The organism is Elusimicrobiota bacterium (assembly GCA_016788905.1).
Taxonomy (GTDB): domain Bacteria; phylum Elusimicrobiota; class Elusimicrobia; order FEN-1173; family FEN-1173; genus JADKHR01.
Genome location: JAEURZ010000014.1, coordinates 294 through 16,453 on the forward strand (window position 1 = coordinate 294; position 16,160 = coordinate 16,453).

The window sequence follows — 16,160 nt, forward strand, 5'->3', positions numbered from 1 at the left end:
GGCAGTCGATATGGGCGTAGTGACGCTTTTCCGACTCATACTCCACGTGCGACACCGCGATCGTCACGATCTTCGAATCGTCTCGCACCGTCCCGCCTTTCGCGATATCCTGATAAGACTTCACCTGCGCCTTCCCCTGCTTCGCCAAAACTTGCAGGATCGACGCCGTCAAGGTCGTCTTCCCGTGGTCCACGTGTCCGATCGTCCCCACGTTCACGTGGGGTTTTGTGCGCTCAAACTTGGGTTTTGCCATTTTTATTCTCCTTCGTTATCGGTTCGAACCGGTTTTTGACTCGTCAGCGTCCAGCAGCGACAGCGCCCTGGTATTTCTGTACGATCTCTTCTTGAATATTGCGCGGGGCCTCTTCGTAATGACTTGGCTCCATGCTGTAGCTCGCCCGACCTTGAGAAAGAGATCTCAAGGTCGTCGCGTAGCCGAACATTTCTTTCAAAGGCACATTTCCATGAATAATGGTCACGTTTCCTTTGTTGTCTTGACTTTCAATTTTTCCACGCCGCCGCATCAAATCACCCATAACATCTCCCAAATAATCTTTGGGCGTTGTCACATCGATTCGCATGATGGGCTCCATCAAAACCGCTCCAGCCCGACGAACACCGTCTTTCAACGCCAGTGACGCCGCAATTTTGAATGCCATTTCGTTGGAATCCACTTCATGAAAGCTTCCATCCGTCAAAGTGGCCCGGAAATCCACCATGGGATACCCTGCCAAAGGCCCTGACTCCATGGACTCCCTTAACCCCTTCTCCACAGCAGGAATGTATTCTCGGGGAACTCGCCCCCCCTTAATTTTATCAACAAATTCAAATCCAGAAGCGGGAGGCAACGGCTCAAGCTCCAACCAGACGTGGCCGTATTGACCGCGTCCACCTGTTTGTTTAATGTATTTACCCTCCGACTCCACTTTTTTCCGGAAGGTTTCGCGATAAGCGACCTGGGGTTGTCCCACATTCGCCTGAACACCGAACTCGCGCTTCATCCGGTCCACCAGTATATCCAGATGAAGTTCTCCCATCCCTGCAATAATTGTTTGGTTTGTTTCAATATCCGTTCGTACACGGAACGTGGGATCTTCTTCCGCTAACCGATTGAGAGCAATACCCATCTTTTCTTCGTCCGCTTTGGATTTTGGCTCAATCGCCACGGAAATAACCGGTTCGGGGAATTTCATCGATTCGAGAATGATCGGAGCCTCTTCATCGCAAAGAGTTTGGCCTGTAATAACAGATTTCAACCCCACTCCCGCCGCGATTTCTCCCGCATAGACTTCAGCAACTTCTTCCCGTTTGTTGGCGTGCATCCGAAGAATTCGACCCAACCGCTCTCGGTTGCCTGTGTTCGAATTAAACACATAAGACCCAGAGGCTATTTTCCCTGAATATACCCTGAAATAGGTAACTTTTCCAACATGAGGATCACTCTGGATCTTAAAAGCTAATGCGGAAAAGGGCGCGTCATCCTTTGTTTCGCGAATCAATTCCCCTTCCCCACCCACCTCGAGTCCTTTCGTTGGGGGAACGTCCAAGGGAGACGGAAGATAATCGCACACCGCATCCAACATAGGCTGAACGCCTTTGTTTTTAAAGGAAGACCCGCACATCATCGGAAAAAATTTTCCTGAAATGGTGGCTTTCCGCAAAACACGCTTTATTTCTTCTTTGGACACCGCTTTCCCTTCCAAAAATTGCGCGGCCAGCGTATCGTCATGATCGGCCAAAGCTTCAACCATTCCTTCTCTGAATTTGGCCGCTTTTTCTTTTAAATCGGCAGGGATGTCGACCACTGAAAAAGTCGCTCCCAATTCTTCCCCATCCCAAACAAGGGCGTTCATCTCAACCAAATCAACGATCCCTTTAAAAGACGATTCCGCTCCAATCGGCAGTTGAATGGGGACACCCTGGACGCCAAGCTTTTCGGTTACGGATTTAACGCAATCGTAAAAATCCGCACCGACCTTATCCATTTTATTGGCAAAAATCATTCGGGGAACATGATACTGGTCCGCCAAGCGCCAATTGGTCTCCGATTGGGGTTCCACCCCTTGCGACCCATCCAGCAAAACCACGGCGCCATCCAACACGCGGAGGGATCGGTTCACTTCAGCGGTAAAATCGATGTGACCTGGCGTGTCAATGATGTTGATCTGACAGTCACGCCAGCGGCAATACGTGGCCGCTGAAGTAATGGTAATACCACGCTCCCGCTCTTGTGCCATCCAGTCCATGGTTGTATTCCCATCATGGACTTCGCCTATTTTATGGATTCGACCAGCGTAATACAGTACTCGTTCTGTCGTTGTTGTCTTCCCCGCATCAATGTGCGCGGTGATCCCAATATTTCGAACTTTGTTTAAATTAAATTCTCGTGGCATAATATGTCTTAAATCCTTTTCTACCAGCGGTAGTGAGCAAAGGCCTGATTGGCCTCAGCCATCTTGTGGGAATCTTCGCGTTTTTTCATGACAGGCCCCTCTTTCTTAGCACAGAGAAGAATTTCTTCCGCTAAGCGGTTCGCCATGGGCTTCCCCGACTTCCCACGAGCGACCTGAAGAATCCACTTAAACGCAATCGTCTGCCCACGCTCAGGTCGAACTTCGTTTGGAACCTGATACGTGGCCCCGCCTACCCGACGGGGTCGGACTTCCAAGAGGGGCCGAGCGTTTTCGATCGCCCGATTGAAAACGGTCATAGCGTCCTCTCCCGTTTTCTCTTTAACTTGATCCATGGCACCGTAAAATATTTTTTCCGCGGTGACTTTTTTTCCCATAAAATTGACACGTCCAATAAATCGAGCGGCCAGAACCGAACTGAACTTGAAATCCGGATCGGGAATTCCACGTTTTTCCCTTGGTTTTAGAGCTTTACGAGGCATTGCGTTACCTTCTCTTTATTTTTTATCAGCGGATTTTGGCCGCTTGGCGCCATACTTGGAGCGCCCTTGCTTTCGATCCGTAACTCCCGTGGCATCCAGGGGGCCTCTGACGATGTGATATCGAACCCCAGGCAAATCTTTCACTTTCCCACCACGGACCAGGACAATGGAATGTTCTTGAAGATTGTGCCCGACCCCAGGGATATACGCCGAGACTTCCATTCCTGTTGAGAGCTTGACCCGTGCGACTTTCCGCAAAGCCGAGTTGGGTTTTTTGGGTGTCGTCGTGTAAACACGCGTGCATACACCTCGACGTTGAGGAGAAGAGCGGAGCGCCGGTGCCTTTGTTTTGAAAATCATCGGTTCTCGGCCCATTCTTACCAATTGACTTGTTGTTGGCATTCTAAATCTCCTAGCCAGCCTTCTCGGCGAACAGTTTGGATTTTTTGAGGCGCTCACGGTCATAGAGACCGGACCCTGTCGGGATCAGATGCCCAATAATGACATTTTCTTTTAACCCGCGCAGAGGATCGGATTGCCCCGTAGAAGCGGCGTCCGTGAGAACCCGTGTTGTTTCTTGGAAAGACGCCGCCGAGATAAAGGAATCCGATGACAATGACGCCTTTGTGATTCCAAGAAGAACAGGCTGCGCTTCCGCGGACTCTCCCCCGGACTCTTGCACACGCTTGTTTTCTTTATTGAATCTGATTTTCGAAATGACTTCTCCCATCAAGAAATCCGTCCCACCCGACTTGGTGATCTGCACGTTGGACAACATCTGCCGCACAATAACCTCAATGTGCTTGTCGTTCATGCCGACCCCTTGAAGGCGGTATACTTCCTGAATCTCGTTCACCAAAAATTCTTGAACTTCCTTAGCCCCGCGCACTCGAAGAATATCATGGGGGTTTACCGCTCCATCCGTTAAGGGTTCTCCCACCCCCACGCGATCGCCTTCGTAAACGACCAAATGTTTTCCCTGGGGGATATTGTAATCTCGCGCCAACCCGGTATCTTCGTTGGTCACTGTCACTTTCATGGTGCCTCGGGCTGTTTGGCCTAATTTCACCATTCCATCGATTTCCGACGTGACCGCTGAGTTTCGGGGTTTTCTCGCCTCAAAAAGTTCAGCAACGCGAGGCAATCCTCCCGTAATATCTTTGCTTTTTGAAACTTCTTGAGGAATCTTGGCCAAAACATCGCCGGGTTCCACCTTGTCCCCGTTATGGACAACCATATTCGTGTCCACCGGGAGAGGATAACCCGCCTTACGTTTTCCACCCTCATTGACGATGACTTGGGGCTGAAGTTGCTCCGCCCGATGTTCGATAATCACCCGCTCGATAAGACCTGTAATCCGGTTTTTTTCTTCATGCATGGTGATCCCGTCAACAACATCCTGAAGTTTCACCACACCTTCATATTCGGAAATAATGGGTAGAGAATAAGGATCCCATTGAGCAAGAATTTCTCCCGCTTCGGCTTTGTAGTTTTCGGGCACACGGATCCGAGCGCCATAAGGGATATCGTAATGTTCTTTTTCCTGTCCGCCCGCTTCACGCAAAGCCAACACCCCGTTGCGCGAGACGGAAACAAGAACACCGTCTCGGTTCTTGATTGTCCGCAAATTCATAAACTTAACCGTCCCGCCTTTTTCGGCAGAAATTTGCGACTTTTGAATGACGCGGCTCGCCGTACCGCCGATGTGGAAGGTTCGAAGGGTTAACTGAGTTCCCGGCTCTCCGATGGACTGGGCCGCGATCACACCCACAGCTTCCCCGACTTCCACTCGGCGTCCGTTGGCCAAATTGAGTCCGTAACACTTCGCGCACACTCCATACACGGCTTCGCAGGTCAAAACAGAACGAATTCGAATGCGATCGATTCCCGCTGCAGCTACTTTTTTGGCCTGAGGAACTGTAATCATTTCTCCTGATTTCACAAGCAAATCATCGGTGGTAGGATCCACCACATTGTCCAAAGTGAATCGCCCCACCAACCGCTCTTCCAACGGCTCGATAATGTCGTCACCCGATCGAATCGTCCCAATCCGAATGCCGTTAATCGTGCCACAGTCTTCCGAATAAACCACGATATCATGAGCCACGTCTACCAATCGACGCGTCAAGTACCCCGCGTCCGCCGTTTTCAGCGCGGTGTCCGCCAACCCCTTACGACCTCCGTGGGTCGAGATAAAGTATTCCAAAACGGTCAGCCCCTCGCGGAAATTTGAAATGATCGGAGATTCGATAATTTCCCCAACGGCACCCGTAATTTTTTTCTGCGGTTTTTGCATCAATCCACGCATACCCGCCAACTGGCGAATTTGCTGGCGGCTGCCTCGTGCGCCAGAATCCGCCATCATATAAACAGAATTGAATTTGGCTTCTTTAGGGTTGTACACCGCTTGTTCAGTTTTTTTCATTTCATCAAACATGACATCGGCGATCTGATCCGTCACATGAGTCCAAAGATCAATGATCTTGTTGTAACGCTCCGAGTCGGTGATCACACCCGCTTTCGATTGTTTTTCAATTTCCTTAATTTCGTGTTTGGCTTTTTTAACCAACTCGTCTTTGAGTTTCGGGATGTGCATTTCCGATAGTGAAATAGACAGTCCCGCCACAGTGGCGAAACGAAATCCAAGACGTTTAATCTCATCAAGGAACGTCACGGTTCGGTTCACACCCAGCTCTCGGTAACACCGGTCCACCAAAGAAACCAATTCTTTTTTGGTCACTGACGTATTGACAAATCCCAATTCTTGCGGGACAACACTGTTAAAGATCACCCGACCAACCGTCGTATAGCTTTTCCACTTAACCGCGCTGTGAATCTCCTTATCGGAAAGCCCTTCTTCCATGAGGGACGTCACACCCAACACCTTAATTCGAGCGTGAAGATCAATCTGCCCTTGGCCGACTTGATGGACCGAAACGACTTCATCGCAACTTCCAAAGATCCTTCCTTCCCCGGGCACGCCTAATTTTTCTTTTGTTAAGTAGGCGCACCCCAATACCATATCCTGCGCAGGAACGGCGATAGGACGACCGGAGGCCGGAGACAAAATATTATTGGTCGCCATCATCAACAACCGTGCTTCCAATTGCGCTTCCAACGACAAGGGCACGTGAACAGCCATCTGGTCACCGTCAAAATCAGCGTTAAAGGCCGCGCACGTTAAAGGATGAAGCTGGATCGCCTTCCCTTCAATAAGGACAGGCTCAAAAGCTTGAATACCCAAACGGTGCAGGGTCGGAGCTCGGTTCAAAAGAATAGGATGGTTCCGCGTGACCTGCTCGAGGATATCCCACACTTCTGGTTTTACTCGCTCCAACATTCGTTTTGCCGCCCGGAGCGTGCAACTTTCACGTTTCATGAGTTCATGAATAATAAAGGGTTTAAAAAGCTCTAAGGCCATTTCCTTCGGTAATCCGCACTGGTGTAATTTTAAGTTTGGACCTACCACAATAACCGACCGTCCGGAATAGTCCACGCGCTTTCCAAGAAGATTTTGACGGAACCGCCCCTGTTTTCCCTTTAAGATATCCGACAGGGACTTCAGCGGCCTATTTCCAGCCCCAACGACGACTTTCCCATGTACCCCATTCTCCAGCAAGGCATCCACCGCTTCCTGAAGAAGACGCTTCTCATTGTGGACCATCACCTCCGGAGCCCGGAGGCCTTCGATGTGCTTCAGCCGATTGTTCCGGTTAATAATCCGGCGGTAAAGATCGTTCAAATCCGAGGTCGCAAATCGACCCCCTTCCAAAGGCACTAAAGGACGGAGGTCCGGTGGAATAACCGGAAGAACCGTCATCACCATATTTTCGGGCCGAGTACCGGAACGAACAAACCCTTCAAGGACACGCAAGCGTTTAATCAACCGAGTTTTTTCTGCTTCGGAATTTGCCACCTTCAGTTGAGTCCGAACTTCGATAGACTCTGCCTTAGGATCGATTTGTTCAAGCAACTGGCGGATCGCCCCTGCTCCAATGCCAACGGACACTTTGCCTTTTGTTTCTTCCTTCGCCTTATGAAGTTCTTCAATGGAAAGGAGTTGACGTGCCTTATATTTTACCTTTCCGTCAGCGTCTTTCCATTCGCCAAGCACAATATGACGCGCGTAGTAAACGACTTTTTCAATATCAGAAAGCTTCAGGTTAAGGAGTGTCCCCATCCGGGATGGGGATTTTCTTAAAAACCAGATGTGCGCAACAGGAACAGCAAGTTCAATGTGACCCATGCGCTCACGGCGTACTTTCGATTCGGTGACTTCCACTCCACAGCGGTCACAAACAACGCCCTTGTACTTGATGAACTTATACTTTCCGCAATTGCATTCCCAATCGCGAACGGGTCCGAAGATTCGCTCACAAAACAAACCGTCTCTCTCCGGCTTAAACGTGCGGTAGTTAATGGTCTCAGGCTTACGCACTTCCCCAAACGTCCAGGACAGCACTTGTTCCGCCGAAGCGATGGTCACACGGATAGAGTCAAACCCGGTAAAACTTATCCCTCCCGGGATTTTCTTTTTGACTTCTTTTTTTCGTTCCGCAAAAATAGTTGACACCGGCTACTCCTTCGCCACGGCGGCTTCTTCATTTACGGGACTCTTCGCATCACCCAAAGGCTCCGCGACTTCCCCCGCCTTTAATAAATCCACACTCAATCCCAACGACTGAAGCTCTCGAACCAAAACGCGGAAACTTTCAGGAACGCCCGGTTCCGTCACAACATCACCGCGGATAATCGCTTCGTACATTTTTGTTCGGCCTTGCACATCGTCCGACTTAACGGTTAAAAATTCTTGTAACGTGTGGCTTGCCCCATACCCTTCGACAGCCCACACTTCCATTTCCCCAAAGCGTTGTCCACCAAATTGAGCCTTACCCCCCAAAGGTTGACGAGTGATGAGAGAGTAAGGGCCAGTGGAACGGGCGTGAATTTTGTCTTCCACCAAATGGGCGAGCTTGAGGATATACATGTAGCCCACAGTCACCTTGTTGGCAAAAAGTTCTCCCGTCCGACCATCCCTTAATGAAATTCGTCCGTCGTCGCTTGGGAGCCATTCCTCTTTCCATCCATTTTCAAGTAATTTTTTCTTTGCTTCTCGCATTAATTCGTAAACTTGTTCTTCTTTCGCCCCATCAAACACAGGCGTCGCGGATTCCACACCTAAGATATGGGAAGCCCACCCCAATGTTGTTTCGAGAAGTTGGCCCACGTTCATTCGGGATGGCACCCCAAGAGGAGAGAGAACCACGTCAATCGGTGTTCCGTCTGGCATATAGGGCATGTCTTCCGGGGGAACTATCTTTGCCACCACACCCTTGTTCCCGTGCCGACCCGCCAATTTATCTCCCACTTGGGTTTTTCGTTTTGACGCTATGTAGACCTTGACCACACGGTTAACGGTCACGGGCATTTCGTCGCCCATTTTGAAATTTTCTTTTTCCCGGGCGGCACGGCTCTTCGCTTCATCGATCAATCGATCGGCAAGCCCCTCAAACATTTTCTTTTCTTCCACCGCTTCGCTTTTCGATAACGCACCCGCCTCCTGGCGTTCCTGCACATCCAGAAGTTGTGCTTTGCGGTCCGCGCGAAGGGATTCAATTTTAGATTCAAGCTCGCTGTCGATTTCTTTTATTTTTTTATTTTCATCTTTTTTAGCCATTTTTTCTTTGCGAATAAATATTTTTGTGGCCAAAATCTTTCCCGTGACGCCCGGCGGAACGCGCAAAGAAGAATCCATCACATCTTCCGCTTTTTTCCCGAAAATAACTTTAAGCAATCGCTCCTCAGGAGTGGTTTGCTGGTCACCCTTCGGGGCAACTTTTCCAACCAAAATATCTCCAGGAGCCACTTCGGCACCCACACGAATGATCCCCGTTTCATCTAAGTTGGCCAAGGACTCCGCTCCAACGTTCGGGATATCTCGGGTAATTTCTTCTGCCCCCATTTTTGTATCGCGAGCTTCCACTTGAAACTCCGACACGTGAATAGAAGTAAAAACATCATCTCGCACCAATCTTTCAGAAAGGAGAATTGCGTCTTCGAAGTTATACCCTTCCCAAGGCATAAAGGCCACAAGGAGATTTCGGCCGAGGGCCAACTCTCCACCTTGTGTTCCCGGCCCATCCGCTAAAACTTGGCCTTTTTTTACCCGATCAAATTGTTTCACACAAGGGACTTGATTCAAGCATGTGTCCTGGTTCGACCGGACATACTTACGGAGGGGATACAAATCCACCCCGCCTTTTCCTTCTTCCACATAAACAGCCACCTGATCGCTCGAGGCCGAGAGCACAACTCCCCCCCGCTTGCAAATCTCAACAGCACCAGAATCGCGAGCGACACGCTCCTCAATCCCTGTCCCCACCAAGGGACGAACAGGGAATAATAAGGGAACCGCTTGGCGCTGCATGTTAGACCCCATCAAAGCGCGGTTCGCATCGTCATGTTCAAGAAACGGGATCAGTGCCGCTGAGGTGGATACCACTTGAACAGGAGAAATATCCATGTAGTCGATTTCGTCAGCCGTTTTTTGTGGAAAATCTCCTTTATGGCGACACGCGACCACTTCATTTAAAAATCGATTGTTCTTGTCCACTGGAGCGTTCGCCTGGGCAATGACATAACTGTCTTCTTTATCGGCCGTTAAATACTCAATTTCATCGGTAACACGTCCCTTTTCAACTTTCTTATAAGGGGTCTCAATAAGACCATATTGGTTGATACGCGCGTAACACGCCAAGGAAGTGATTAATCCGATGTTTGGACCTTCCGGCGTTTCGATCGGACACAGTCGCCCGTAATGGGTGTGATGAACGTCTCGAACCTCAAAACCCGCACGCTTACGGTTCAACCCTCCAGGCCCAAGAGCCGACAATCGCCGCTTGTGGGTCATTTCTGCCAATGGATTTGTTTGATCCATGAATTGGGACAATTGAGAAGAACCAAAGAAACGACGAACCGACGCCACAACCGCCGATGCGTTAACGAGCGTCCGCGGCGTAAGCTGATTGTTTTCCTGGACGTTCATCCGTTCACGGACCAACCGTGCCATTTGGGCAAGGGCCGCACGCACCTGATTCTCCAGGAGTTCACCCACGGACCGAATTCGGCGATTTCCTAAATGGTCGATATCATCAATCTCTACTTTCACCGATACCTTGCCAAATTCTTGATGAGCCGCCTCATTGTTAAGAAGAATAAGGTATTGGAGAGTTGCAATGATGTCTTCACGCGCAAGCGTCCGTCGGCGATCATTCGGAGCTTCAAATTTAATGTCTTTCCGTTCCGCCAACGCTTCGAAGAAGGGCATTAATTTCCGATTGATTTTAAATCGACCTACTTTTGTCAGGTCATACTTCCGGATGGATTTAAACAACATATTGTCCAAATAGCTTTCAGCCTGCTCCGGAACAATAAATTCCTGAGCACGCACCACCCTATAGATGGCTTGAATGGCCTCTTTTCTTGTCTTGATGTTGTCTTTTAAAAGGGTGTTTCGAATGGCAACGTCGTTCACCTGAGGATCCGACTGCAATACGTCAATCGAGCGCACTTTCCTGTCCTGAAGGCGAATAAAAGCTTCCCGAGTGATTTCTTTGTTCGCTTCCATAACCACTTCGCCCGTCGTTGTGTCAACACAATCTCGTGCCACAATTTTTCCCACAACATCTTCGGGCTGACGATCGGCCAAAGAAAGCGTTTCCGTTTCATAAAAGAGAGAAAGGATTTCCGCATCCGATTCAATTCCCATGGCCCGGAGAATAGTGGTCGCTGGAAGTTTCCTTTTTTTGTCAATCCGAACAAATATCGCGTTGTTTAAATCAAATTCAAATTCAACCCATGCACCGCGGTAAGGGATCAGGCGTGCGAAGAAAAGTCGCTTGCCGTATGAAGAGATCTTTTTTTCTTCATCTTCTTCAAATATAACCCCGGGCGAGCGGTGCAGCTGACTGACAACCACCCGCTCAACTCCGTTGATCACGAACGTGGCCGGGCCTGTCATGAGAGGGAGGTCACAGAAATAGACTTCCTGTTCGGTCAGAACTTTAGGTTTCCCCCCCGGTTGCTTTTGAACCAACCGCAACCACGCGCGCAATTGCACGGAGTGGTTTGCATCTTTTGAAAGGGCTTCATTCACAGAATACCGCGGTTGTCCTAAAGTATAATGCATGAACTCGAGAGACAACACCTCATCGGTGCTCGTAATAGGAAATACGTCCATAAAGGCAGCCTGCAAGCCTTGGATCTTCCGCTCAGAGGGCGGCACATCCGATTGAAGAAATTCTTCATAGGAACGTGTCTGCATTTCCAGCAGCGGTGGCAATTCGATGGACGGATGAATACGAGCAAAAGACAGCTTTTTCATATGAGGATTACCCGGTTCTCCTTACAGCGCGAATAAATTAGGAACGGTTTATGGTCACCCAGATATTTTCTCTGGCCCCTGGACGCAAAGGAGCAAGTGGTGCCTCGGTAATTTATTTAACTTCGACAGTGGCCCCAACGTCCGCTAATTTTTTCTTCATTTCTTCAGCGGCATCTTTTGAAAGACCGTCTTTGACGTTCTTGGGAGCGGCTTCCACTAAATCCTTTGCTTCTTTGAGGCCCAATCCCGTCAACTCACGAACGACCTTGATGACGTTGATTTTTTGTTGACCTGCGCCTTGAAGAACGACAGCAAAACTTGTCTTCTCTTCTGCCGCGGGAGCCGCAGCACCTGCGGACACGGCGCCACCAACAACGACAGCGGGAGCAGCCGAAATTCCATATTTTTCTTCCAAGCCCTTGACGAGCTTATGTACGTCCAGAATTGTCCATGAATCAATCGATTCCATCACATCTTCTGCTGTGCACTTCGACATATTTCCTCCGAGAGGGCAGTCGCCCCAAGGGACAAAATGTCCCTAAATATTAAACAGATCCGGCTTTTTCTATCTTTTTAGCCACCTGTTCCAACACGCTGGCCAGATTTCGAAGATCGGCAGTCAACACGCCAGCCAATTGTGTAACAGGTCCTTGAAGACGGGCTAAAAGTTGTGAAAGCAGAATAGACCGAGGTGGGAGAGAAGCAACCACTTTCAGATCAGCCGATTTTATAATTTTGCCATCTATGTATCCCGCCCGAACTTTCATGTTCGCGTGGCTTTTTTCAAAGTCCACAATTACCTTCAAACCGGCAAAGGCATCGCCTTTATGAATAATGAGCGCCGATTGCCCTTTAAAAAAATCGCCAAATTCCCCATCGATGCCTTTGTTTTTAAGCGCAATCTTCGCTAACCTATTCTTAACAATTTGGCATCGAGCGTTTAATGGTTTTAGCTTCCCACGAAGTTCGTTAAGTTCTTGCGTCTTTACACCTACGTAATCCGCAACAACGAGCCCTTGAAGGCCCTCAAACTCTTTCGTAAGAGTGTCTACTGCTGCTTCTCTGTCTTTTCTCAAACTAGGCATTTTGACCTCTGAAATTAAAAAAACACCCCCCGGACGGTGAAGAGTGTTTTCTCCATCGCGCCTCGGTAGGGAGACCCGTTGGTCGAGTCAATTGAGCCGGTCATCCTCTTCGAAAACCATCGGATTTGAGGCCCCTACGGTCTTTGCCGCTATTATCGTAACGAGATTTTATTCTCGCATGGGATAAATTGTATTAAATTTCAATTATTTTTGCAATGTTTAGGAGCACAGTTCCCGGCACCGACCTACTCTCCCAGGACCTTGCGGTCCAAGTACCATCGGCGTGAATGGGCTTAACGGCCGTGTTCGGAATGGGAACGGGTGTGGCCCCACTACGAGAAGCACCGGGAATTCTGCTCCCAAACTTCTTCAACTCACCAATAGGAAAGTCAAGCGGTTATTGCTAGATATAAAGATGCGACTAAGTCTCACGGCCGATTCGTATGGGTTAGCTCCACGGGTTACCCCGCTTCCACACCCCACCGATCAATCCAATAGTCTATTGGAGGCCTTTAGGTTCCACAAGGGAACAGGGACTTCTCATCTTGAGGTGGGCTTCACGCTTAGATGCTTTCAGCGTTTATCCCGTCCGCGCAGTAGTTATCCGGCCGTGGCCCGGGTGGGCCAACCGGTACGCCAGAGGCGCGTTCATCTCGGTCCTCTCGTACTAGAGACAACTCACTCTCAAAAGTCCTGCGCCTACGGTAGATAGAGACCGTACTGTCTCACGACGTACTGAACCCAGCTCACGTACCGCTTTAATTGGCGAACAGCCAAACCCTTCCCACCTACTCCAGCGGGAGGATGCGATGAGCCGACATCGAGGTGCCAAACCGGATCGTCGATATGGGCTCTTGGATCCGATACACATATTTCCCAATTTACATTGGGTGCAGACTATATCATCACCTCACCAAAGGTGAGGGCTAGGCGTCTTACCTTAGCTCTGAATTTAGCTTGATTATTTTAAGCCAGTTGCCAAAGTCGTGCCGAACGAAGCCCTCGTACGAAGGAAATCGTTGCGACGCTATTGCTAGCGCGGCACAGTCGTTACAGGACCTATAAAACTTCTATAGTTCCCACGGTATTGCCCTTTTCTGTCGAGGACATAGTCCTCGGGCGCCATATCCGCCTGTCTCTTAAACTTCAGAAAGTAGGGTTTCACCGTTATAAGCCTAGTTTTTTATCCTGCGCAATCACTCGCACAGGGGCCTATTGTTGGTTAAGCCTGTTATCCCCGGGGTAGCTTTTATCCGTTGAGCGATGGCAATCCCACAATCAACCACCGGATCACTAGATCCTCGTTTCCGATCTGCTTGGCTTGTAGGCCTCGCAGTTAAGCTCTCTTCTGCTCTTGCACTCGACAGGCGATTTCTATACGCCTTGAGAGAACCTTGGAACGCCTCCGTTACTCTTTAGGAGGCAACCGCCCCAGTTAAACTGCCCGCCTGCTACTGTTCCCCGGCCGGATAGACGGCACGGGGTTAGCGTCTCAGAATCGAAAAGGTGGTATTTCAAGGACGCCTCCCTCTTGCCCAAAAGCAAGAGATCAAAGGCTCCCACCTATCCTACGTATCCAATCCCAAAACGCAATAACAAGTTACAGTAAAGCTCCACGGGGTCTTTTCGTCTAACCGCAGGTAATCCGCGTCTTCACGGATACCACAATTTCGCCGAGCCTCTCGCCAAGACAGCGGAGCCTTCGTTAAGCCATTCGTGCAGGTCGGAACTTACCCGACAAGGAATTTCGCTACCTTAGGACCGTTATAGTTACGGCCGCCGTTTACCGGGGCTTAAGTTCAAAGCTTCGGAGCCTTGCGGCTCCTAACCTCTCCCCATGACCTTCCGGTACCGGGCAGGCTTCACACCCTATACGTCATCTTGAGATTTCAGCAGAGTGCTGTGTTTTTGTTAAACAGTCGCGGCTCCCCATTCACTGAGACCCAACACCCCTTCCCCTGTACGGAGTTAAGGCATCGGGCACCCCTTCTTCCGAAGTTACGGGGCCAGTTTGCCGAGTTCCTAAGCGAGAGTTCGCTCGCGCGCCTGAGGATATTCTCCTCGCCTACCTGTGTCGGTTTGCGGTACGGACACACTATGCAGTAACCGCGGGGCTTTTCTTGGCAGCGTAGTTGGGCCGCTTCACATGTCTTGCGACACGCTCGCACTCAGTTCTCGGGATGAACGGCTCCCCGGATTTACCTGGAGAACCTCCCTACCACCTTGGACCGGTGACCTTCTACCGGCCGGCTTACCTTTCTGCGTCCCCCCTCGGTGTGACCCACATAATGTGGTTCAGGAATATTAACCTGATGCCCATCATCTACGCCTTTCGGCCTCGACTTAGGATCGACTAACCCTGTTCAGACGAACTTTAAACAAGGAAACCTTAGGCTTGCGGCGGGTCTGATTCTCACAGACCTTATCGCTACTTATTCCGACATCCTCACTTCCGTTTCGTCCAGCACTCCTATCGGTGTGCCTTCATCCTACAACGGAACGCTCCCCTACCCCGTACAATGGACGAATCCATCGTACAGCCGTGACTGCGGTATCAGGTTTGAGCCCCGGACTTTTTCGGCGCGACTTAACTTGACGAGTGAGCTGTTACGCACTCTTTAAAGGATGGCTGCTTCTAAGCCAACCTCCTCGCTGTCTGAGTCAAATCACATCCTTTACCACTTAACCTGAATTTTGGGACCTAGGTCGACGGTCTGGGTTGTTCCCCTCTTGCGCACGAAGCTTAGCCCTCGTGAACTGACTGCAGAGTTTTCCCGTATGTATTCGGAGTTTGGTTAGATTCGGAACCGAGGTATTCGGCCCTACACTATCCAGTGCTCTACCTCACACGGTCATCACTCCACGCTAGCCCTAAAGCTATTTCGGGGAGAACCAGCTATCACCAGCCTCGATTGGCCTTTCACCCCTAACCCAAGCTCATGCAGGACATTTTCAACTGTCAACGCTTCGGGCCTCCATCACCGTTTAAGGTGACTTCACCCTGTCCTGGGTTAGATCGACTGGCTTCGGGTCTACTATTGCATACTTGTCGCCCGTTAAGACTCGCTTTCGCTACGGCTCCACACCTTCAAGGTGCTTAACCTTGCATGCAACAGTAACTCGCCGGATCATTCTTCAACAGGCACGACGTCGAGCATTCCCCTTGCGGGGCATAGCTCTTCGTCTGCTTGTAAACGCACGGTTTCAGGTTCTTTTCACTCCCCGTCAGGGGTCCTTTTCACCTTTCCCTCGCGGTACTTGTGCACTATCGGTCGCCAGAGAGTATTTAGCCTTGGAGAGTGGTCTCCCCGGATTCACGCCGAATTTCACGTGCTCGGCGTTACTTAGGTACTTGTCGTGAGCCGCTTCGTTTTCGTTTACGGGACTCTCACCCTCTTTGGTCGGCCTTTCCAGGCACGTTCGACTAACGAAGCGATTTTTTACTCACCGGCTCTAAACCGGACAAGCCCTGCAACACCCACCATAGGATGGGTTTAGGCTGTTCCCCGTTCGCTCGCCACTACTGAGGGAATCTCGTTTGATTTATTTTCCTCCAGGTACTGAGATGTTTCACTTCCCTGGGTTGTCTCGACAACGGTACCTCTTCCAGTTTCCCGAAAGCATTTCCATTGCCGTTCCGTGATTTGTCACCACGGAGGGTTTCCCCATTCAGAGATCTCCGGATCAAAGGTTGCTTGCACCTCCCCGGAGCGTTTCGTCGCTGGCCACGTCTTTCATCGACTTCTGGCGCCAAGGCATCCACCATGCGCTCTTAGTAACTTAGCCGCATCTTTATATC

Annotated in this window: 7 protein-coding genes, 2 rRNA genes and 1 pseudogene (1 of these 10 only partly in view); all 10 read right to left on the bottom strand. The window is 50.1% G+C overall.

Going from position 1 to position 16,160, the window contains the following annotated elements; translation table 11 throughout:
- A pseudogene (locus tag JNK54_06785) lies at positions 1-253 on the bottom strand (elongation factor Tu) (it extends 293 nt beyond the left edge of the window).
- Positions 254-296: 43 nt separating this feature from the next.
- Positions 297-2,393: an elongation factor G gene (gene fusA, locus JNK54_06790; GenBank protein ID MBL8023972.1), complete on the bottom strand. Its 2,097-nt coding sequence runs from the start codon at positions 2,391-2,393 to the stop codon at positions 297-299.
- 20 nt (positions 2,394-2,413) lie between these two features.
- Positions 2,414-2,893 carry a 30S ribosomal protein S7 gene (gene rpsG, locus JNK54_06795; protein MBL8023973.1) on the bottom strand — a complete coding sequence of 160 codons (480 nt, stop codon included), beginning with the start codon at positions 2,891-2,893 and terminating at the stop codon, positions 2,414-2,416.
- A gap of 15 nt (positions 2,894-2,908) precedes the next feature.
- The gene (locus JNK54_06800) at positions 2,909-3,295 is read right to left on the bottom strand and encodes a 30S ribosomal protein S12 (protein ID MBL8023974.1); all 387 of its coding nucleotides are present in this window, start codon (positions 3,293-3,295) and stop codon (positions 2,909-2,911) included.
- Positions 3,296-3,305: 10 nt separating this feature from the next.
- On the bottom strand, positions 3,306-7,457 hold the full coding sequence (gene rpoC, locus JNK54_06805; GenBank protein ID MBL8023975.1) for a DNA-directed RNA polymerase subunit beta': 4,152 nt from the start codon (positions 7,455-7,457) through the stop codon (positions 3,306-3,308).
- A gap of 12 nt (positions 7,458-7,469) precedes the next feature.
- Positions 7,470-11,276, bottom strand: a complete 3,807-nt coding sequence (gene rpoB, locus JNK54_06810; GenBank protein ID MBL8023976.1) for a DNA-directed RNA polymerase subunit beta — start codon at positions 11,274-11,276, stop codon at positions 7,470-7,472.
- Between the two features lie 112 nt (positions 11,277-11,388).
- Entirely contained in the window at positions 11,389-11,772 is a 384-nt protein-coding gene (rplL, locus tag JNK54_06815) for a 50S ribosomal protein L7/L12 (protein MBL8023977.1), read from the bottom strand.
- Positions 11,773-11,821: 49 nt separating this feature from the next.
- Complete coding sequence (locus JNK54_06820; GenBank protein MBL8023978.1) at positions 11,822-12,361, bottom strand: 50S ribosomal protein L10; 540 nt, start codon at positions 12,359-12,361, stop codon at positions 11,822-11,824.
- Positions 12,362-12,593: 232 nt separating this feature from the next.
- Positions 12,594-12,710 (bottom strand): 5S ribosomal RNA (gene rrf / locus JNK54_06825).
- A 68-nt stretch (positions 12,711-12,778) separates the two neighbouring features.
- A 23S ribosomal RNA gene (locus JNK54_06830) occupies positions 12,779-16,147 on the bottom strand.
- Positions 16,148-16,160: the final 13 nt, after the last annotated feature.